Annotated in this window: 2 protein-coding genes; both read right to left on the bottom strand. The window is 45.6% G+C overall.

The annotated features are described in order from the left end of the window. Positions 1-12: 12 nt before the first annotated feature. Positions 13-7,644, bottom strand: coding sequence for a beta-ketoacyl synthase N-terminal-like domain-containing protein (locus MHB62_RS09145; RefSeq protein WP_032721580.1), 7,632 nt, complete (start codon positions 7,642-7,644; stop codon positions 13-15). A 14-nt stretch (positions 7,645-7,658) separates the two neighbouring features. Further along, positions 7,659-24,125 (bottom strand): non-ribosomal peptide synthetase, encoded by a 16,467-nt coding sequence (locus MHB62_RS09140; protein ID WP_080287613.1) that lies wholly within the window; start codon positions 24,123-24,125, stop codon positions 7,659-7,661. Positions 24,126-24,158: the final 33 nt, after the last annotated feature.

Below are 24,158 nucleotides of genomic sequence, written 5' to 3'. Positions count from 1 at the left end.
GTTTGTGTTTTCTCAGCGCTTCACCAATTCATCTGTTTCTTTTTCTTCCCTCGCTTCATGTTTCTTCCGGAAAGCCTTAAGGAAATTCGCATTCACTACTCCCCTGTTTGAATAGAGCTTTTCGCAAAATTCTAACAGGGCTGTTGACGCTTTCGGTTCGGTTAATATCATGAAGTGGTTGCTTGAATCGACATCCACCAGGTGGAAATGGGGAATTTGCCGCTCCCATTCCTCCCAATAGGCAGCTTGATCAAACGGTTCTTTTTCATTTGATAAAGTGAAATAAGTGTCTAAATCACCAAAGAAAGACCTGCTTTTGTTGCGGAAATAATAACATTTTACCGTCTCAGGATCAGGGAGAGGCTTAACAGTGTACGACTCCAAATCATAGGCGCGCTGTGTTTTCATCATTTGCTGAGCCTGCGCACGTATTTGCTTATCTGGTTTGTTTAGCCCTCGTTCTATTGCCAAGTCAATCAACTCAGACAGGAATTCTTCATCCTCTAAGCTTATGTCCACCTCTTCACGGCTGATGAGAACATCCGTAAACTTTTCCCGTTTCGCAATCGATGCCAGCATCGTATTAATTGTTTGCAGCATTGACGTTTTCATAGATGCCTCATTCTCTTTTGTCTCAGAACGATATGGGGAATCAATCATCACCATGCTTTTGACAGCAAGGCCTTGGCTTTGCAGCTGGCGAGTGACTTCATATGCAATCATCCCGCCTAAGGAATATCCGCCTACATCATAAGGACCTTCATGCTGTATGGATCGAATGATCTCTATATAATAGGAAGCCATTTGTTCAATTCCGTGCAAAGGAGCAGAATCAGTCATGAATCCTCTGGCTTGAATGCCGTAAAAAGGGCGCTGGCTCTTTTGTGCAAATTGCTGATAGATTTCAACTCCTCCTACTCCGCCATGGAACCAAAAGACAGGGCGCCCCCGCTTGCCGTCATTTAACGGTATCAATTCCGGAAACGTGCGAGCTTGATCATTTTGTAAGGATGTATCCTCCTTTTTCTTTGCGATCAAGTCCATCATGTCCTGAACAGTATGGCATGCTTGAAGCTCCGTTAAGGCAATGAGAGGGTCCACCTTTGATTGCAATTGCTGTAATAACTGTATGCAAGAAATTGAATCAAATCCATACTGCTGCAATGGCTTATGAGGCTGCAGTTCATCCGGATCCATCCCTAGTACATTTGCTAATATGTGATGATCGCTGCTGTTGTTGATACGCTCATCCTGTGAAACAGAAGGCGTATTCTCTACTGCTTGAAAACCATTCCAGCAGCTTCTCTTTTCAAATGGATAGGTTGGCAACGGTATTCTGCGGGCACCTTTTCCTTGATAAAGCTTCTCCCACGGGATTTGCACCCCTTTTGTCCAGCAAAACGCGATCTTTTCAAGGTTGTTTTCAGACAACAAAGTCTCGATCACCATTTCTCTTAATGGACCATCCAGCAAGGCTTCGAGATCTGACGAGCCATTTTCTGCATTTCCGCTAAAGACAGGTACAGAACTTTTCGGCTTATCGCCTTTTTCTGCTAAGCAGGCTTGCAAGCCGATTACCAGTTCTTCTTTACTGCGGACGACGAGCGCCAGGCGGTCTTCCATTTCCTCTCGGCCGGTTTGGAGTGTATAAGCATAATCTTGTAATGACAGTTCTTGTTGTTTATTCAGATAGTGAAGCTGCTGTTGAACAATTGCCTTTAGCCTGTCTTGATTCTTTGCAGAAAGAACCACAATGTGGGCACCATTCTCACTCATACTAACCGGTGGTTTTGGTAAAGGAATATATTCTTCTAAAATGACGTGCGCATTTACGCCTCCAAAGCTATAGCTGTTGATACTCGCTCTGCGCGGAATTTTTTTGCCTGCATCGTCACTTAAATCCCTCCATTGCTGATTCTCGGCAGTCACTCGTAAACGGGTGCCCTTTAATGACACCTGGTCATTCAAAGACGAAAATCCGGATATGCCTGGTATTGTTTGATGCTTCATCGCCATGCTGACCTTCATAAGAGCAGCCATGCCTGAGACGAGTTCACCGTGTCCGATGCTCGGCTTTAAGCTGCTGATATAACATGGCGGTTCCTCCCGTACTTCCTGTGGAAGTTCCAATTTGAGCTGACTGCAGCCTGACTTTAACGCCTCTATTTCTATCGCGTCTGCCAATGGAGAGGCGATCCCATGCGCTTCTATATAGGTCACCGTTTTGGGATCAATTTGTGCTCCTTGATAAGCCTTCAGCATTGCATCCTTCATGCCGGCCGGATTTGGCGCGTGAAGTGACATTCCCCTGCCGCCATGCGATACACCTGAACCTTTAATAACCGAATAAATATGATCAGAATCTTCAATGGCTTTTTGCAATGGTTTAATGATGAGAACTCCTGCTCCTTCACTTCTGACAAAGCCATTTGCATCTGCTTGAAAGGATTTGGCCTGTCCTTTCTCACTCAAATAGCCCATTGAGTCGAAGCCAATAAAGCCTTTTGGTGAAAGCAGCAAATTCACAGCCCCGACAATGGCTTGCTCACATTCGCCGTTTCGAATGGATTGTATAGCTCTGTGCAAAGCCACTAGAGCTGAGGAACAGGCAGTTTCATAATATTCACTTGGCCCTTTTACATCAAGTGCATAGGATATACGGTTTGGAATTAGGGAAGGAACCACAGCTGTATCCGTATTGCCGGCTGCGACAAATACTCCTGTCGGGCGGCTGGATACAACCTGCCCTGTTAAGCCTGCATCTTCCATCGCCTTCCATGCATGTATCAAGAGCAGAAACTCCTGTGGGTCCATATTCGCCGCTTCTTTAGGCGATATGCCAAAAAACAGGGGATCAAACTCACCTATTCCTTCTATAAAACCGCCCCATTGAAGGCTTGATTGCCCTTCCTTATCGGCTGCGGCATATTTGCGCCAGTCCCAGCGTTCTTTCGGCACTTCAGAGACACAGTTCTTTCCTTGGATAAGGTTATCCCAAAATTCCGTTACGCTGTTTGCCTTCGGAAACTGTCCCGACATGCCGATAATGGCTATGCCGTCTGCCGCGTGTTCGATTGTTTTATCCGTGTTCGTCTCGTATGCCGGAATCTGTTTCATTTGGTTTTCGATTTGAGCTGGGCGTTCTTCCTGCTGATGATCTTCACCAAACAGCTGAGCAAAAGATGCTTCATGTTTGTCCGCAAAAAAGTCGATTAGCTCTTGAATAGTCGGATACTCAAAAAACAGAGTCGGATTTAATTCGATCTTTGTCTCTGCTTCCATCTCCCTTGTCAGTGCAACCAATTGAGAAGAATCGATTCCAAAATCCATGATATGCGCTTTTGCAAGAGACAATTTTGACGGATCGGCCATGTTTACTGCCAGTTTATCTGTTACATAGCTTCTGATACGATCTTTCAGATTGCTGGCTTTGATGGCCTTATTTTGATTTCCTCTTTGATTCAAAATACGAAGCTGTTTAAGCGAGTAGCCCGAGTAGTGCAGCACTGTTTCCGACGACTCATTGACCACATCTACATCAAACAGCAGCATGTCACCTGTATTCTTAACCAATGTAATCAAAAGCCAGCAATCCCCTTTTATCGTTTGCTTTGTAAACTGGATATCATTGATTCCAAACGGCAGGAAGCCGCCTGTCATGTCAAACTGCTCTAAGAAACTGAGGATAGCCAAGTACGCGCTGTTTGTCATCAATGGGCTTACAATGTAATGGTGCCCGTTTGCCAGCCCGCTTTGGGGCAGGCGAATTTTTGCCAGTATAGACTTGTGATCTCTGTAGAGATGAGTAATTGTCTTAAATAACTCTCCCCATTCAGGACCGTTTCCAGTTTTATACATCTGATCGATGTGATGAAGCTTAGTTAATGAATGCTTAACGTTCTCGATATTGACTTTTTTTGGCTCAAAAGAACCGATTCCGCATTGTCCGATTGCGGCAGGCTTCCACAAACCAGAGGACGGCTCGCGATACATGATTTGCAGTTCTATGACTTGATCTTTTTGCAGCGGCTTTGCCTGAAGTTCAATGGTCTCGCCTTGTTTGATGACAATTGGACTGGTATAACTTAATTTGCTGATACGGCCGCTGTTTTCCTCAGGGAACAGGTTAAAAAATGCTTCAATGGCCAGACTGCCATATGTGGCACCGACAAGCACCCGTTCATTGTTGAAGACGTGTCCTTGAACGTAAGGCTCATCATAAGTGAATTGATCTTGAATGACCGGCTGATTGATATTGTCTTCAACATCTGACGATTTCTCATTGATAGACGATACATCGAAATGAAATGGTGTATTATGGTCAAATGCATAGTGAGGCAGATGAACCCAGCCTGATCGGTTCCCTATATCAGCTTCTTTAAAAGCAATCGATGCCCCTTGTGCCCATTGCTCTGCTGCGTTTATTTCTCTATCCCTAGATGCTGATTCCGCACATGGCTGTAAATCGAATGATGTATAGATGCCTTGCTGGAGTGAGCTTTCTCTTGATGTTCGGAACACCTTTAGTTTTTCGATCAGCTCTTGAGTCGATGTCACTGTAAATGCAGCCCTATGCTCTAAATTATGGTTTCTCCTGTGTAAAGCCTGTACAACGGGTTCAATATCCAGAGAAGCTTCCTTCTCTAAAAACAATTGCATATTTTCTAGATAGCTAAGCAGGCTCCATTTTGTTTTGGCTGAAAAAACGGCAGTGAATTCCTGCTGGCGGGGAGCGATATGTTCTTTCTCAGGAGGCATCTCCATATATTCTTCTATAATAAGATTGGCATAGGCTCCCCCCGCTCCGAAGGAATTGATCATGCTTCTGCGCGGCAATTGTTTTCCAGTTTCAGGATCATTCAAGCGATGCCATGGCTCTGTTTGTTCCTGAAGATAGAAAGCCGTGTGCTCCAGCTTAATATTTGGATTGACAGGCATCGCGTTAATTGTCGGCACCAGCGTCCCTTTCTTCATCTGCAGCAGCACTTTTGTCAGCTGAGAAATACCGGAAGCCGCCTCTAAATGCCCCAGATTGGATTTGACAGAGCCTATCGCACAAAACTGTTTCTTGTTTGTATATTGTTGAAACGCGTTTGTTAAGGCAATTACTTCAATAGGATCGCCCAGCGCCGAACCATTTGCCGCCGATTCAATATAGCCGATAGTCTCTGGATCAATGCCCGACTGCTGAATCGACTTGACAATTAACTTTGCTTGCTGCTTGGGGTCCGGAGCTGTATACATCTGTCTTCCGCCGCTATGGTTGGCAAAACTGCTTTTGATCACAGCGTAAATATGATCCTGATCTTCCATTGCCTTCGAAAGCGGTTTTAACAAGACAGCTCCAATGCCCTCCCCGGGAATAAGCCCGTTTCCTGTGCCAAAACTTTTGCTTTGATTGCCGCTTCCCAGCAGATTGGCACGCTCCAAAGAATCATATTTAGAGAGATCGAGTGTTAAATTGACACCCCCAGCAATCGCCATTGAGCAGTTTTTCAATTTCAGGCTTTCACACGCAAGATGTATGGCGTTTAATGAACTAGAGCATGCTGAGCTGACAGCGATACTCGGTCCGGTCAGGTTAAAAAAGTGGGAAACGCGATTTGCAATGTGCCAGTCTCCCCCATTTGAGCTGAGGACTGCCTGCTCTAAAGATGGGATATTCCAAAAATACTGGTTATACATATTCCCTATAAAAACACCTACTCCGTCATCATCCCGCAATTTATCCAGCCGGGTTCGCGTATAGCCGCCGTCCTCAAACGTTTCCCAGACGGTTTCTAAACATAAACGGAGTTCAGGTGTCATTTCCATCACCCGGTTTTGCTCCACCTCAAAAAGCTGATGGTCAAATGCCTCTATATCTTGTAAAAATCCGCCATAGCGTTTCTTATTTGCCGGCTTTTTTGGATCTTTTGATAATGTTTTCAATAAAGATGTGCGCCATCTGGATTCCGGTGCCTCTGTAATACAATTGTCTCCGGCGATTAAATGCCCCCAAAGCTCTTCTAAACTGTTAGACATCGGATAGCGCCCGCTTACCCCGATTATTGCGATATCTTCTGTACTAGAATCATTAAAATGTGTTCCTTGCAAATTACTTGTCTTTTCTATTTTTAGTGGTTCGGTATTTGCTAGCTGAGTTTCCGTGACTTCCTGCTCTGTAACAAAGCGGCGTGTATGAAAAGTAAATGGCTTATTAGGATCTGTACGCTCTGGTTGAAGTGGAGCTTCATTTTTTGCAGGCTTCGTTTTTTCCTTTAACAATGCTGTCCGGAGCTTATTTTCATGCCCCTTTACTAAATATTCGACGAGTTCTTTTGTGTTGTTATGTTCAAATAAAATGGTTTTTGGAAGCTCTCCCGTCACTTTTTCTAATTCACGAATGAAATTCACCTGCAAAATCGAATCAATTCCATACTTCTCAAATGTCGTATCTTCGTGAATACGTTCTGGTGATAGTTTGATTGATTTTGCCAGCGTATGCTTCACAAATTGTGCCGTTTGTTCGATGAGAGAATCGCTTTCATGTGAATGATCGATTTCAGCATTCATTTGTATATGGCTTGGATCTTCTTCTGCCCCCGTTCTCTTCTTTTGACGGACGACTCCGTTACTTTCAGCGGCAATGATCTGCTGGCCGAGCTGATGCGATTGTTCAGCCATAAAGGAAACATAGCGAAATCCTTCACTCTCAAGCACCGTTTTCCAAGTATCCGGATACAGGCCCGGGCAGCCCGGTATGCGGAGATCAGGATCCTCATACAGCCACCAGCCCTCTAAAAGGCCGAACGTCAAATGCGAATATATATTATGATCACTAATTTCATTTAAAAGGAGCAGCCCGTTTTTTTTCAAAACTGCTTTTGCATTTCGCAATGTCTGCCGGATATTTTTTGTGGCATGAAGCACATTTGCCGCGATGACCGCGTCGTAGCCTCCCGCATCAATATGCTGTTCAGACGCCGGCTCCTCGACATTAAATCGTTTATATGTCAAATATGGATTGTCAGGACCATACTTATTTTCTGCATGCATTAAAAAAGCTTTAGACATATCTGTATAACAATATTCTTTTATATGTGTCTGCCATGCTTTCAATTTTTGAAAAACAGCCGCGCTTGTCCCGCCGGTCCCAGCTCCGATTTCTAATATTCGAATCTTCGCCTCAGGCTCTTGCTTCAGGCGTTCTTGCAGATAGGCTGTTAACGTATCTGCAAGAACATCATTAAAATAGTCTGCGACTTGATTGTTTTTATAGACCCCTTCTACTAAATCCATAGATGAATTCGGAAACAGGATATCGGTGGCTGACGCCTTGCCGGTCAGAATCTCCGGCAAGGCTTTAAGTGCTGTCTCCACCAATGTCACCATGGCTTTCATATTATGATCTTGAAGCAGGTCAGATTTTTGTTCATTCCATTCTTTCCACAGCTCGCTCATGGTGCCTATTGAACGTGTTGGAACATATCCGTTCTCCGTTCGCTTGAGAAATTGATGCCGTTCTAAAATCGATTGGCTTTCTTCAAACCATCTGCCATAGAAATTCTCCAATACCGGCTGGGATTTACTTTCTGTGAAAAACCCTATGGACTGTAATTGTGCGAAAAGCATTTTACAGAGAATGTCTTCTGTGTTCAGCATTGGCGCTCCCCCTCCTATAACAGTTGTTGAATCTTTGTGCTGTCACCCGGGTGATAGCTTCGCAGCTTTTGAATGGCTGAGCCGTGAGTTTCCGGGTACACTTCAATCGTTTCTTCTGTCTGTTCCGCTTCATCATTCGTTTCGTTTGCCATTTTCATCATCACTAGCTGCTTCAGCGGTCCCCCGAGCAGCAATTCCAAAGCTTCCATTGCTTCAGGGGCTTCAATTGAGCCTATGCCTGCCTGAGCCATTCTCTTCTGGTAATCCGGTGATGAAACAACACCAATGCTTCCCCAATAACTCCAATTCATCACGGCTACTGTACAAGGCCATACTTGAGAAAGCCGTTGTGCAAAAGCATCCTTAAAACTGCAGCCCGCAGCGTAGTTGCTTTGTCCGGAAGCTCTTGCAAACGATTGTACGGAAGAGAAAAACAAAACAAAATCCAGTGGTTCATGCCGGAAAACTTGGGCCATTCGCACGCTTACATCAACTTTTGCAGCAAGAACGTTTCTGAAACATTCCTCACTCATATTCATCAGGCTTCGGTCTTGTAAGACAATCGCAGAATGAATGACACCGTTGATTTCTCGATGCGTTTGTTTCATTGTTTCATACGCGCGTTCAAATTCCTCTCGGTTAGCCGCATCTGCTTGAATGTAATACGGGGCTGGCCCTAGACGTGCAAGTCTGTCCAGCTTGCTTTGAATGGCTGCATCCTTTTTCCTTCTGCCAATCCAAACGATCTGCGCCTGATATGTTCTGATCATATATTCACTCCACGCCTCACCAATACCTCCAGCTCCGCCTATGACAACATAAACGCCTCCGTGCTTATACTTCGTGTGCACCGGTTGATTGTTGTGTACTGGAATTAGACGAAGCTTATGCCAGACCTTGTCTCGATAGGCCCACGTATTCCCTTCTTGATCGGCAGGCAAGGAAAGGAGTTGAGATAACGGCAGATCTTCGTATTTTTTAACATCGATCAGCTTTGTCTGCCAATTTGGATATTCTTTTGACATTGAACCGATCAGGCCGTGTACCCCGGCATCGACCGGGTCGACAATATCATGCTGATCAACATATTGTGTATTCACCGTCACGACCGTCCAGCTTATCTCCTTCTGTCCATAGCCTAAAGAGAGCATTGCCTTAATGAGCCTATACATTTGAATGACGCCTTGATCTTGGGCTTCAATCATTTCATCGCCGACTTCGCACTCTGTCACACGAGAAGGAGACATCCACACGATGTGGTCAAACGATCCGAGTGCTTCAAGCTGGCCTGCAATTCTATGAATTGATGCGTTCGGCTCAATGGACAGCTCCTTGGCAAACGGGATCTGCCTTTGAACAGCTTTTCTGCTGTTGTCATCCCCTCCGAGGATGACAACACGCTCATCAGCAGGCGAAATGATCCTCTTCTCCAGCTGCACTCGATCCCATATCGGCGCCATAAGAAGCGCTCCGTTAAGAGTTGCTTTGGAGTTTCCTAGTGATGTCGGCCCGTCTGGCGGTTGTATGCCTTCTTCCAGCAGCCTTGAGGTAATCCCCTTGATTCTTACACACACTCGGCCTTGTTCATCACACAAATCAATATCCAGTCTCTGTATTTTGTCCTCATTAGGACGAGATGTCACAGACACCCACATTTTATTTGTACACGGGCTGAATATTTCTAGCTCTTGCAGCGCAAAAGGCAGAGAAAGCTGCTCGTCACCGGAATTCAGCTTTAGCCCGATCGACGCTTGTAAAGCAGAATCGGCCATACTTGGATGAAGAACGAATTCATTCAGTGTGTGAGTTACACCAGCAGGCAGAGAAAGCTCTGCCAAGGCTTGATTGCGGCCGATGTAAAGCCGATCTATCCCTTGAAAACCAGGTCCGTAGTCAATGCCGATCGCCTTAAACAATTCATAACACTGGTCGTGTGAGAGTGTGCTTAAACTGCATTGATCTTGAAGCACGCTGATATCCTGGACTGGAATGTCTCCTGCCCCACGGATTGAAGCACTGCCTTGACAATGTATCTTTCGATCATTGTGTGCAGCCTCTGTATAGACGTTAAAAGCAATCTCGCCGTCCTGCTGGGGATTTAGACTGATATCCACTTGCACAGGCTGGCCGTCCGCCACAATCGGCTGCACCCACACAACATTTTTGATGTGAATAACAGATTGTTGATCTTCGGTTCTTCTCACTGCTCTTGTAACGGCAGCATGAACCATCTCAAGATATGCCACGCCCGGCATAACCGGTTTTCCCTTCACCTTATGATCGGCGAAAAAGAACTCAGCACCTGTAAAGGCCGAGCTGAAACGCTGCTCTGACAAATCAGATGTGTTGACATGTATCAATGGATGCAAAGCTGCTGATTCGACTGTTTTTAAAGCTGTTTGATGGGCGGCTGCCTCCTCTTTCGTATCCGTTATCCAGTAGCGTTCTTTCGCAAATGGATAGGTAGGGAGGCTGATGCGTTTCGGCTGTTTGCCGTCATACAGTTTACTCCAGCCTATTTCCATGCCTTTTACCCATAAATCAAGCAGTCTTTCATATATGTGAGGCTCCCAGCTATTGTTGAGCGTTTTCTGTACTTCGTCATCTGATCTCAATGTTTGTGCGATACCTTTTTCTGCTCTGCCTCTGTACATGTACTTCGCATTGGTGCCCCCTTCTATAAAGAGGTTCAGTTTTTCCAGCAAGTCCCCAGTCGAGACAGCGATGATCCCTAATCTCTCCTCCATTGCATCACGCCCCTCTTGGAGTGTATAAGCAATATCAGTGAGGTCACGAGCAGTGATAGATCGCTTGCTGATAAAGTCTGCTAATTGCCGGGCTTGGTCTTTCAGACGATCTTCATCCTTTGCCGACAAAATAAAGATGCCCGGGTGCTGTGCTGTCACAGCTGGTGCTGTTGCAGGATGGGTTGTTTCTTTCGGAATATATTCCTCAATGACCACGTGGGCATTGACGCCGCCTATCCCGAACGAACTGATGCCTGCGCGGCGCGGCAGCTCTCGGCCAGCTTCATCCCGAATCGCCTGCCACTCTCTCGATTCCTGCACAATATAAAACGGGCTGTCATCCAGTCTGATATATGGATTAACAGTTTCACTGTACAGACTTTTGACAAGCGTTTTATGCTTGAGCTGCAATAACACTTTAATGACACCCGCCACACCGGCCGCAAGCGATAAGTGACCGATGTTTGTTTTCGCTGACCCAAGTCCGCAATGGCTGCCATGGACAGCCGGGTCCCCCGTTTTTTCATACAGCTCTTTAAATGCCGCTTTTAAGCCGTTGATTTCTACTGGATCGCCCAGCTCGGTTCCAGTCCCATGCGCTTCAATATAAGTTACGGTTCTTGGATCAATTCCCGCTTTTTCATATGCTGTTTTTACGACATCCGCCTGAGCTTTCGGATTAGGAGTTGTTAGAGAATTTGCGCGGCCACCGTGGTTTACCGCACTTCCTTTAATGACACCGTAAATATGATCACCGTCTCGTTCAGCCGCTGTCAGCTTTTTCAGAAAGAGAATGCCGGCACCTTCACTGACTGCGAATCCATCGGCTTTGTCAGAAAATGTTTTGCATCTTCCTTCTTTGCTCAGCGCCCCGGCCTTATCATAGGCGATATGGCCTTGCGGAGTTACGACCGTGTTGACCCCTCCCGCAATCGCCATTTCACAGTTTCCATTTTCAATGGCGCAAACCGCATGATGAATGGCGACCAAAGAGCTTGAGCACGCAGTGTCGATCGGTTCACTCGGTCCATGAATGTTCAGGAAATAACTGACTCTATTCGGTCCTGCAGAAGGACTCATATTCGCAGCCGCTGAGCCTTCGATGTCTACATTTGACAGAAGTGAACTGTACCCTGTGTTTCCTGTCCCGATGAAGATGCCCGTTTTAGTTCCTGCCAGGCTTCTCGCTGAGTGTCCCGCTTCTTCTACCGCCTTCCACGCATAGGTCATTAACAGGCGCTGCTGAGGCTCCATCTGCTCAGCCTCCAGCGGAGATATGCCGAAGAACAATGGATCAAAGTCAGCTACTTCATCAATAAAACCGCCCCATTTGACGTTTGTTTTATTCGCTTCTTTCAGAGGGTCTCCGTAATACTCCTGCCAATCCCAGCGGTCTTTTGGAACCTCTGTAATACAATCTGTGCCCGATGACAGGTTCTTCCAATATTCCTCAACGTCTTTTGCCTTTGGGAAAACGCCGCTCATTCCCACAATCGCAATAGGCTCAGGCTTGTGATCAGCTTCCTTTTGCATTGGTGTTACCGAAGGTTTTACAAAGCGGTTTTCAGTCGAAAACGTCATATTTTTTATATTCTGTTCGACAGGCTGCATCAGCACCTCAGCTTTGGCAGGCGTTTGAGCTGTAAAAGCATTTGGATATTCTTCTGACAGATACCCTGCAAATGCATAAACAGTTGCGTGCTCGAAGAAGATCGTAGGCGTAAGATCCAGCTTGTACTTCTCATTCAGTGTATTTGCGAATTCAGTTAACGTAATCGAATCAAATCCATATTGATTAAACTCCATGTCCGGGTCAATCTCTTCAGGTTTGATTTTGAGCAATTGAGAGATTGTTTGCTTTAAAACTTCTTGAATGTGATCGAACATATTCCCTTGATCCATTCTTGCTTCAGATGTCACCGGTACTTGCACTGTTTTCATTGGTACATCATCAGAAGACGGCTTTTGAGTCAGCTTTTCCCTCATCATGTCTTTGAATCCTTCCATGACGATGACTTGATCTTTGCCAAATGCCAAACCTTTATACAGCGCTTGAATGCCGGTCTCGGTCCGCATTGGAGTCACACCTGTGTTTTTCAACGTCATGTTTTCAATTTCTTTATTCGCGCGCATGCCGCCTTCTTTCCAGAGCGGCCAATTGATTGACAACGTTTGTCCGTGCCTGTACATGGCGGTTACAAGCGCATTCCGATAAGCAGCATAACTGTCCATAAATGCATTAGCCATTGCATAATCGGCCTGTCCCGCGCTGCCGGCAACACTTGATATTGAAGAAAAGAGGATAAAGAAATCTAACGCAAGATGCTCGGTTGCCTCATCCACATTCACAAGCCCTTTCACCTTAGGAGCGAGAACTTGTGTCAGCTCTTCATTGGTTTTGCTCATAAGATAGTTATCTTTAATCAGCCCAGCGCTGTGAATGACACCATTCAAGTCTTCGTAATCAGACGTAATGCTTGTGATAAGCTCGGAGGCTGCTTCCGTTTGTGTCACGTCAACCTGCCTGTATTCTGCGCGAGCCCCTAATTGCTGAAGTTCGTTAAGCTCCGCCTGCTGATCCGCATTCAACGCGGATCTGCCTGTCAGAATGAGCACAGGCTGTTCGGCTTGGCGAGCAATCTCTTTTGCAAAAATAAACCCAAGTCCTCCTGCGCCGCCCGTGATGAGGTATACACCTTTATCTCTCCACGGCATGCTTATTTCCCGATCATCTATTTGCATTTCATCCAGATCATTGATGTACCGTTTGCCTTTTTCATATTTGATGTGCTGATCTTCTGTGTGCCTTTTATTCTCTTTCAGTTTTTCTATTACACTTTCAACATTTTCATGTGAATCGATTTCAATCGTCTGGCCGATTAGTTTTTTATTCTCCAGGCCGGCGGTTTTAAGGAGCGCCGATAGCCCTGAGAATGAGTACTGCTTTCTTTGTGCAGAGGTAAGCAGCTGGATCAGAACATTGCCCTGAGGTCTGCTTTTGAGAAGACCCTGGACCGTCTCAAGCGCTTGTTCGGCATAATCTTGGAACCTCTCTGCAAGTCCTTCGCGGAATGACTCCAAAACGATGCATTCCGCTCCTGTCAATCTTGATTCAATGCGATCTTTTGAGAGGCCATTCATGTCGCAAAGCATGACAATGTGCCGTTCGTAATGAGGCTCAGGACTTTCTTTTTTAAAATCCTTAGGCACCCATTTTTCTTCAAACATCAGGGTTTCCAGCGTTTGATCAGATTCCGCCGATCCAGAGCCGCCTTCCGCTGCTCTGAAAGATAATCCTTTCATCCGTACGCAAACATTGCCGCTCTCATCTAAAATATCAATATCGCGCTTTTGCACCTTATCAGTTGCCTTGCTGCCTTGGCTGTATCTTGCGTATACCCACATTTCTGACGAACATGCTCCGAAGACTTCAAGCTCCTGGACCGCAAAAGGCAGTGTCAGCTGGTTATCCCCGGCGCCTGTCAAAATGCTTGACGCCTGCAAAGCAGAATCCATCAGCCCAGGGTGCATTTTGTATTGGCTGAGCGTATCTGCAGCTGACGGATGCAATGACAATTTTGCCAAAACAAATTGTTCAGCTGTATAGATTTTTTTCACTCCGCGATAAGCAGGACCATATTCAAATCCAATCATTCGATAGGTGTCGTATACTTCGTTTACGCTGAAATGACTTTCCTGACACTGCTCCCGCAGAGATTGCAAATCAACCGTCGGCAGATTTTCAGCAGGATTCAATATCGCGCTGCCTTGACTGTAGACGATTGACTGTTCGCCAGTAACGTCTGAATGACCATAGATTTCATAAGAGATCTCACCATTTTCCCCCGGTAAAAGCCTAATGTGTACTTGCTGCGGCTGATCCTCTACAACAATAGGCCGCACCCACACCGCGTTCTTTAGCTTCATGGTGCGCGGTACACCTTGTACCTCTGCGGCCTGCTCAACAGCTGCCCGCGCCAATTCAAGATGAGCCACTCCCGGCAAAATCCGTTGGCCTTTCACAACATGATCAGCAAGGAAAAACTCTTCTCCGGTATAAATAGAGCTAAACCTTTGTTCCGAGAGATTCGATGTGTTTTGATGCATTAATGGATGCAGCATGGCTCCGCCAAGGCGGGAGGCTGCTTGATTTGCATCAATGCTGCCGCTTTTTTCAATATGATCAGAGATCCAATAACGGTCTTTTGCGAAAGGATACGTCGGCAAGCTGATGCGCTTTGGCAGATTCTCGCCATACAATTTCGTCCAGTCTACATCAAGCCCTTTTACCCATAATTCAAGCAATTTTGCATACTTTCCCCGTTCCATCCATTTCTCGACGGCTTCTTGAATCTCTTCGTCCTCTGTCAGCATTTGGAGTGTGCCTTTATCAATCCTGCCTTTAAATACATCCTCCACACCGCTTTTCTCCGCTGCAAAGTCTTTTAACTTTTTCTGTAAATCCTCAATGGAACCGGAAATAATCCCGAGACGTTCTTCCATCGCATCCCGTCCGGCTTGCAGTGTATAAGCGATTCGGGCGAGATTTACGTCACTATATGTTTGCTTATCAAGCGCATCTGCCAGCTGCTGTGCATGTTCTTTTAGCCGCGCTTCATTTTTAGCCGATAAAACGAAGATACCCGGATGTTCCGGCGCGATGGATGGTATATTCTCATCGGATGCTTCCGGAATATATTCCTCGATAATCACGTGGGCGTTTACTCCGCCGATTCCAAATGAACTGACACCTGCCCGTCGAGGAAGCTCTTCTCCCTGTTCATTTTTCAGCGCTTTCCATTCTTCCGTTTCCCGTACGATATAGAACGGACTGTTTTTCAGCTGAATGTATGGATTCACGTTTTCGCAATGCAGACTTTTCACTAAGGTTTTATGCTTAAGCTGCAATAATATTTTAATAACTCCTGCTGCACCGGCTGCCAGCGATAAGTGGCCGATGTTTGTCTTTACAGACCCTAATCCGCAGTAAGGATTGGCTGATGTGTCTCCTTCATTTACACCCAATGCTTTAAAAGCTGATTTCAAACCGTTAATTTCAACCGGGTCTCCAAGCTCCGTTCCGGTTCCGTGGGCTTCAATGTAGGTCACGGTTTTCGGGTCGATTCCCGCTTTTTGATATGCCGACTGAATAACATCTGCCTGCGCCTTCGGATTGGGAGTCGTTAAAGAGGCTGCACGGCCGCCGTGATTGATTGCACTGCCTTTTATGACTCCGTAAATATGGTCTCCCGCTTCTTCAGCCGCTTTTAATTTTTTCAGGAACAGTATGCCGGCACCTTCCCCATGTGCAAAACCATCGGCTTGATTTGAAAACGTCTTGCATTTTCCTTCTTTGCTCAGTGCTCCCGCCTTATCAAAGCTGATATACACCTCAGGAAGGATAATCGTATTTACACCGCCGGCTAATGCCATGTCACAAGTGCCTTCCTCAATTGAAGAGATGGCATGGTGGATCGCCACTAGTGAACTTGAGCACGCTGTATCAACCGGTTCGCTCGGCCCATGCAGATTAAGGAAATAACTGACCCGGTTCGGACCGACCGATGGGCTCGTATTGGCTGCCGCTGATCCTTCTATTGCCGAGTTCGCTTTAGATAGAAGAGAGCTGTATCCTGTATTTCCCGTTCCGATGAAGACGCCGGTTTTTGTGCCTGACAACCTTTTCGCCGAATATCCTGCATCTTCGATCGCTTTCCAGGCGTAAGTCAGCAGTAAGCGCTGCTGAGGTTCCATTTGTTCAGCTTCACGCGGGGAAATGCCAAAGAATAATGGATCAAAATCTGCAATACCGTCAATAAAACCGCCCCATTTCACGTTCGTTTTATTGACTTCCTTCGCCGGATCACCTTCATATTCACGCCAATCCCAGCGATCTTTCGGGATTTCCGTCATGCAGTCTTTGCCCTCTTTTAAGATGTTCCAGTACGCCTCAACGTCTTTCGCCATAGGGAAAATCCCGCTTATGCCCACAATGGCAATTGGCTCAGGCCCAGCATCACTCTGTATGGCGTTTGGCAGCATGACTTGCTGCTTTCTGCGTCTTTTAGCTTTGGCACGCACGGCTTGTTCCTGTTTCGCAGCAGGCTGAAGCTGAGCCGATACAGCGCGCACAGCAAATGTCTTCGCAAATACCGATTGATATTCTTCTGACAAATGCTTGCCAAACGCATGAATCGTCGGGTGGTCAAAAAATACGGTTGGCGTCAGCTCTAACTGATAGGCGCGATTGATATGGTTGGTGAATTCAGTCATGGAGATAGAATCAAAACCATACACCGTCATCTCTGCATGATCGTCAATCGTTTCAAGCTTGACCTTTAACAGCTTGGCGATCTCTCGCTTTAACATCGCCTTTACTTTATCCAGCAAACTGTCTGCATCAATGCTATTTATTTGTTCAGTCATGTGTTCTGCTTCCTTCTTTTCCATAGGTGCTGAGGCGTTTTTGGCCAGCATGTTTTGTTTTATTTTCTGCACATCGCCTTCGATCACCATTACTTGGTTTGCCTCTGAATGAAGTGCTTGATATAATGCCTGAATTCCTTTTTCCGCCCTCATAGGAACAATACCGGCAAGTTGCACAAGCCTTTTCTCAGTTTCTTGATCGACCTGCATGCCTCCATCTCTCCATAAAGGCCAGTTTACAGAAAGCGTCTGCCCATGCCGCTGGCTGAGGTCGGCAAGCCTATTTCGATAGCCTGCATACATATCCATAAATACATTGGCTGCCGCATAGTCAGACTGACCAATGCTCCCTAAACTTCCTGAAAGAGATGAAAAGAGAATAAAGAAGTCTAAAGGCAAATCCTTACTCGCTTCGTCTAGATAAACAAGCCCTTTTACTTTAGGCGCCAGTACATCGTGCAGATCTTTTGCCTGTTTATTAACCAGGTAGCTGTCCTTGATGATTCCGGCACTATGAAGAATACCGTTCAGACGGCCATATCTTTTTTGAATGTCGTCAATGAGCTGATAGACTTCAATTTTATTGGTAACATCTGTTTGCCGGTAGGTGATGTCAGCCCCCTTGCTATGAAGCTCTTTCAGCTTTTTGCTTTTGCTTTCGCTAAGAGGTGAGCGGACCGCCAGAATGACTGTCGCATTTTTCGTTTGTTCCGCAATTTCCTTTGCAAAAATATGACCTAGTCCGCCGGCACCTCCTGAAATGAGATAAACGCCATTGTCTTTCCACGGTTTGCTGCCGTCTCCTTTTGCCTGTTTGATTTCACGCCAATCAGCAATATACCGTGTCCCGTTTTGATATTTGACATATGAATCGCTGCTCATTTGATTTTCTAACAGTTTGCCAGCAATGCTTTCTCCACTTTCTTCACTGCTGACTTCAATCATTTGGCCGGTTAGTTTGGCATTTTCCTGACAAGCTGTTTTCAGCAGTCCTGTCAACCCTGAAAACAATTGCTGTTCTCCCTCGGCAGAGGTCACGATCTGAACGAGAATGCCGTCTTTCGGTTTCGTACGAATGATCTCTTGTACCTTTTTAAACACTTGTTCTGTATAAGAATGGAAACGCCCATCTACTGAAGAAGGCCTTGCTTCCAGGCTGTATACATGGACATCCTCGATGGCTGCTTCAATTTGTTTTCTCGTCTCATGATCATATTCACATAGGAATACGAGATGCTCTGCATATTTTTTTGCAGCTAAGCTGTTAGCAGCCTTTTGTTCTTGCCAAACGGGCTGAAGCAATAAAGTTTCAGCGTTGATTTTTGATGGTTCGGTTTGTATATCTGCCTCCATCACTCTCGTCGAAAATCCTTTCAGCCGCACACAGATCATGCCATGCTCATCACATAGGTGAATATCGACTTTCTGTATCAAATCTCCTGGTTTGTTTTTCGAGTTGAATTGAACATAAACCCACATGTCAGAAACGCACTGACGAAAAACCTCAAGTTCCTCCAGTGCAAATGGCAGTGCTGCCTTAAAGTCTTCAGTGTCTGAAAGTTCCGCTCTGACGACATTTTGCAAATATTCAGCCGCCTGTAACGCCCCGTCCATTACACTTGGATGAAGAACATAATCGCCCAACGTATGTGCAACAGATTCTGGCAGTGATAATTTGGCAAGCAGCTGGCCGTCGCCTTTATATACGGCCTCTACACTCTTGTAACCTGGACCGTAATCGGCGCCGATCATCCCTTCATAAAACGAGGCAGCATCCATTTTGCTTTGATCACATTGTTTCTTGATCTTAGAAAGATCCAGTGCTTTTTCTCGCTTTAACTGAATCAATTCCGCTTTACCTTGGTTATATACAACTGGTTCTGCATCAGCGGATTCCGGATCACCATACATCCGATAAGCAATATGTCCGCCATCTTCATCGTAAAGTCCGATATTTACCTGAACCGGCTCACTTCCTGCTACAACCGGGCGAACCCACACGACATTTTTCAGCCTGATTCCAGTTTCATGATCCTCCAATCCGCCAATTCCTTGTTCTATAGCGGCTCTTGCCATTTCAAGCGTGACCGCCGCCGGCAAAATCGCCATGCCTTTAATGATATGCTCGGCAATAAAATACTCTTGTCCTGTGAAAATGGAGCTGAAACGCTGCTCTGACAGAACCGATGTATTATGGTGCACCAAAGGATGCAAACGAGATGGTTCAATTGTTGTGATAGCGCCGGTGCTGCTTTCAGGCCAGTATCGTTCTTCGGCAAAAGGGTATGTCGGCAAGCTGATGCGGCGTGGCTTTATATTTGGATAGAGCCTGCGCCATTCAACGTGAAAGCCATTTGCCCACATCTCGGCAAGCTTTCTCAATTCTTCTTTTGATATCCGCGATGAAGCCATATCATCTGCTTCAGCATTTCCAAGCAGCTGTTCAGCGGATGTCATTCTCGTTTTTTCTCCTTGAATACAGCCTTCTGCGAGCGGCTTTCCAGTCACAAAAGCTTCCAGCTGATGTTTCCACTCTTCCAGATCGTTCACTATAAAAACGATCCTGTTATCCATTGCTTCACGGCCGACTTGGAAGGTATATGCAATATCTCTTAAAGAGAAATGCCTTTGCTCGTCTTGACTGATATAGGACAGCATTTCCTTCGCGTATACTTGGAGCCGTTCACTATTTTTTGCTGATATAGGAATGATGTAAGGCTGATTGCCTTCGTTTTCGGCACCTGCATCAGAAATGTTTTCATATTGCTCAAATATTGCATGGGCGTTAGTTCCGCCAAGGCCGAATGAGCTCAGAGCCGCCCGATGGACACCTGCGTGTTTCTCTAACGATTTTCGTTCACGGACAACATAAAAAGGAGAGCTTTCAAACTTTATATCCGGATTCGGCTCCGTACAGTTGATGGTCGGTGCAAGTTCATTATGGTATAAACTCATCGCAACTTTAATACATCCGGCTAACCCCGCAGCTGTATCCAAATGGCCGATATTCGTTTTCACTGAACCAATTCCGCAAAATTGTGTTTTGTCGGTGTATTGCTTGTACACTTTATTTAGAGCAGACATTTCAATAGGATCGCCTAATTTCGTTCCCGTCCCGTGCGCTTCAATATAACTGACCGTTTCAGGATGGATCTTGGTTGTATCCAATACATGCTGTATCACTTCTGTTTGGCCTTTTACACTTGGCGCATAGAAGCCTGCCTTCTCTGCCCCATCATTATTGATGCCTATTCCGCGCATAATGGCATAAATATGGTCTCCGTCTTTTACGGCATCCACAGCTTTTTTCAGCAGGATGACTGCTACGCCTTCACCTCCGGCCATTCCGTCCGCCGAAGCATCGAACGCCTTCACATGCCCGTCGCTTGAAAAATTCAACCCGTTTTGGTGCACGTAGCCGATCGCTGATTGTGCGTGCAATGTTGCGCCTCCGACAAGCGCATATTGTGATTCGCCCGATGTCAGGCTTTTGTATGCTTGATATAAACCGACTAGTGATGAAGAACAGTTAGAATGAACAAAATAGCTTGGCCCTTTTAATCCGAGCTTATGTGAGATCATTGTGGGAATGGTTCCGCTTTGGGCTAAAACCCAAGAGACATAGCCATCCGGTGATTCATGTCCTTCTGTTGTCTCCTTCGGCAATAACGTTCTATATGAATTGCTGCTTGCAGACATATATACACTTGTTGCCGGAATCTCCTTAGCCACATATCCTGCATCTTCAATCGCTTTCCAGGAGTGCAGCAATAAGAGGCGAAGCTGAGGGTCCATATACTCAGCATCTTTTGGCGAGATTTGAAAGAAACCGGGATCGAATAAGTCTTTCCCTTCGATCACAGATTGCACAGGCACATAGTCAGGATGCTGTATCAATTCTTCGGGAACTCCATTTGCGCGAAGCTCTTCTTCAGAAAAGAATCGTATGCTTTCTTTGCCTTCTTTGATGTGGTTCCAGAAGTCATGATGATTTTTCGCACCCGGGAACTGGCAAGATATCCCCACAATCGCAACACTGTCGTCAAAATAAGGGGGAATCTTCTGTTTCGGGTATTTTCCATCTTTTTTGTCATCATGATCATCTTCATTTTGTGTCCCGGCTAGATCTGAGTTTTTCATCTCCAAAATGTATTCACTGATTGCACGGATCGTGGAATACTCAAACAGCTCAGTAACATGAAACTCACAATCGAATTCTTTTTTGATTCGTTCAGCCACAGCTACAGCCAGAAGCGAATCGCCGCCCGCATCGAAAAATCCGTCTTCCGGCCCAAATCCGCTGACCTTGAGCGTTTCCTCCCAAATGCGCAGCACCTGATCCTCTATTTCCGTTAATTGCAAGTGATTTGGTTTCCTTCTGTTGAACACGATCTCGCGTTTTTCTAATTCTTTACGGTTCACTTTTCCGCTGGGCGATAATGGAAGCTCATCTAAGCGGATAAAGTGTGAAGGTATCATATATTCGGGCAGACTCGATTTTAGATGAAGGCGCAAATCTTTTGGATTGGCAGAGGCATGTCCGCTTTCCTCTGTATAATAAGCAGCGAGCTGTTGATGGCCCTCAAGCTGCTTCACCACTACCGCCTGATCTAAAATGCCCGGAAATTCACCCAGCTTTGTTTCTATTGCGCCCAGCTCGACGCGAAAACCGCGTATTTTGACTTGGCTGTCAATCCGTCCCAAGTATTCTATGTTGCCGTCAGGAAGCCACCTTGCTGAATCACCCGATTTATATAGCTTCGTCCCTGATTCAAAGGGATTATCAATAAATTTTTCAGCCGTAAGCCCCGGCTTTTTAAAGTAGCCTCTTGCTAAGCCGGCTCCAGCGATGCAAAGCTCACCTGGCTTTCCGATCGGGACAGGCTTCAAATGCTGGTCCACAATATAAATTTTCGTGTTGGAAACAGGCTTTCCAATCGGTGTATGGTGACTTGCGATATCTCCTTTTCCGCATCCGAAATACGCAGCGTAAATGGAGGCTTCCGTCGGTCCGTATATATTTTCAACACGGCAGTTTGTAAAGAGCGATACCGCCTTTTTCACTAATACTTTAGGGAAGGCTTCACCTGCAACCATCATATACTTCAGCGGACCGTCCTCTGTGAATCGCTTGTTGTCTTTCGCCATTTCTAAAAAAACATGCAGCATGGCCGGCACAAAATTAATGTGAGTCACTTTATATGTTTCAATATAATCCATGCAAAGCTGCGGTGATTTCTCCCCATTAGGCGGAAGAATCACAAGACGGCCGTCTCCAATAAACCATCCGAATAATTCTGAGATCGATACATCAAACACATAGTTCGTCTTCAATAAATATGCATCCTCAGCCGTTACAGGATAGTGAGATTCAAGAAAATTCAGGGTATTCATAATGCTCCGATGCTCTACCATAACCCCTTTAGGCTCTCCAGTGCTTCCCGATGTATAAATAATATAAGCGAGGTGTTCCGGTTTTACTTCCCGCTTTAAACCGCTGCTTTGCTGGTCTGTATAATCGTTTCGGCAAGCTAACTCGATATTGATCGCTTTTACATGGCTGCCAGTTAATCCGCTGATCCTATCATGAACGTTAGGTTGGGTGAGGACAATGGATGCCTGACTGTCTTTGAGCATGTACTCTAATCGTTCTTGCGGAAAACTTGGATCTAACGGCACATACGCTCCGCCAGCTTTCAGTATTCCTAAAATTCCGATGATCATATCAAACGAACGCTCTGCACAAATGCCAACGGGCTGTTCAGGTCCAACACCCTGATGTTGAAGGTAGACTGCAACAGATGTGCTTTTTTCATCTACTTCTTTATATGTAAGTGATCTGTCTTCAAACATCACAGCAACCGCATCGGGGGTTTGTTTCGCTTTTTCCTCAAACACCTCATGTATACACTTGTCATTTGCGATGTTTGTCCCTGTCGCATTCCATTGTTCCAGCAAACTAGTTTGTTCTTGATTTAATTGCAAAGAGTAGGCTTCAAGCGGCAAAGACGGGTCCTCCATCATGTGCTGCGCGAGCTTCATATAGTTCTCCATCATGCTTTCAATGGAGGACAGTTCGTACAAATCAGGGTTGTACAGAAGATGAAGCACTGTTTCATTTTCTTGCTCATATATTTCGAGCGCCAGCTCAAATTCACCCTCTTGCCGAATGTCTTCAATATATTCGATGCCAAGCGTTTGATACGGTTCAAGCACTTTTTGCAAGCCTGTTGCCTGAAAAAAGTTTTGGTACAGAAAAGCTGTTTGAAAAACCGGAGAATCCGCGGCCGAGCGGTCTACATTCAGCTCTCTTACCAATGCAGGGAACGGAAACGCCGCATGATCCAGGCCGTCAGCCACTGTCAGCTGCAGTTCCCAAATAAATGCTGTTAATGGCTGAGATCCGATATTCTTGCTCCGAACAGCCATCATATTGATAAAATAACCGATTAGGGTTTCAAATCTGTCTTCTTGCCGACCCATTGTCGGAACGCCAACAATGATATCCTTTTGTTTTGTATAATGATGCAGCAGTACTTTGTAAATGGAGAGAAACACAACCGATTCATTCACATGATTGGTGCGGGCAAACGATTTAATTTGATTTCTCAGGTGATGAGGGAGCAAGCTTTTATAAGCTTGCCCCTTAAATTTTCGTGCTGAAGACCGCGGACGGTCAGCAGGCAAATCAAGAACTGGCAGACTCCCAGACAACTGTTCTTTCCAGTAAGCGAGATGCTCTTCCCCTTCTCTGCCAGTCAGCATTCGATTTTCCCAATCGACAAAATCGTAATAATCAGCTGTTGATGGCTGCTGCAAGGGTTCAATCCCATTCAGCAATTGTTGATACGCTTCGAATAGCGCCGATATCAATGTCAGCATCGACACACCATCAAATATGATATGGTGAATTGTTATAAGAACAATGCATTCTTCTAACCGATGAAAAAGGTGTGTGCGCCATAACGGACCAGCATCCAACTGGAAAGGTTCTTTTGCTTTTTCTTTTAGAAAAGGAAAGATATCTGCTGATTTCATTGCTGATATATCCTCTTCCACAAAACAAAGATCCTTTGATAACTGAACCGATTGAAATGGAACGCCATTCTCTTCTTGAATCACACTGGCTAAGACCGGATATTGTTTCTGTACAAACAGAAGGGCTTTCTTGAACGTCTCTGCATGTATTGGTTTGCTGAAGCGAAAGCATAAAGGAATATGATATGCACTCATCCCAGGAGACATTTTTTGAAGCATCCACAGCCCTTTTTGCCCTTCTGAAAGCGGGCTTTTCAACTGCCGCTTCATGCCTTTAAGATGTTCTTCCACCTCAGAAATGGT

The organism is Bacillus sp. FSL K6-0255 (genome assembly GCF_045040725.1).
In the GTDB taxonomy this organism is placed as follows: Bacteria; Bacillota; Bacilli; order Bacillales; family Bacillaceae; genus Bacillus; species Bacillus subtilis.
This window is presented reverse-complemented; position numbering and strand designations above follow the sequence as displayed.

Bases quoted from the DNA above. Each gene is read 5' to 3' on its own strand.
- MHB62_RS09145 (WP_032721580.1), bottom strand. From the start codon at position 7,644: ATGCTGAACACAGAAGACATTCTCTGTAAAATGCTTTTCGCACAATTA.
- MHB62_RS09140 (WP_080287613.1), bottom strand. From the start codon at position 24,125: ATGAAGCGGCAGTTGAAAAGCCCGCTTTCAGAAGGGCAAAAAGGGCTG.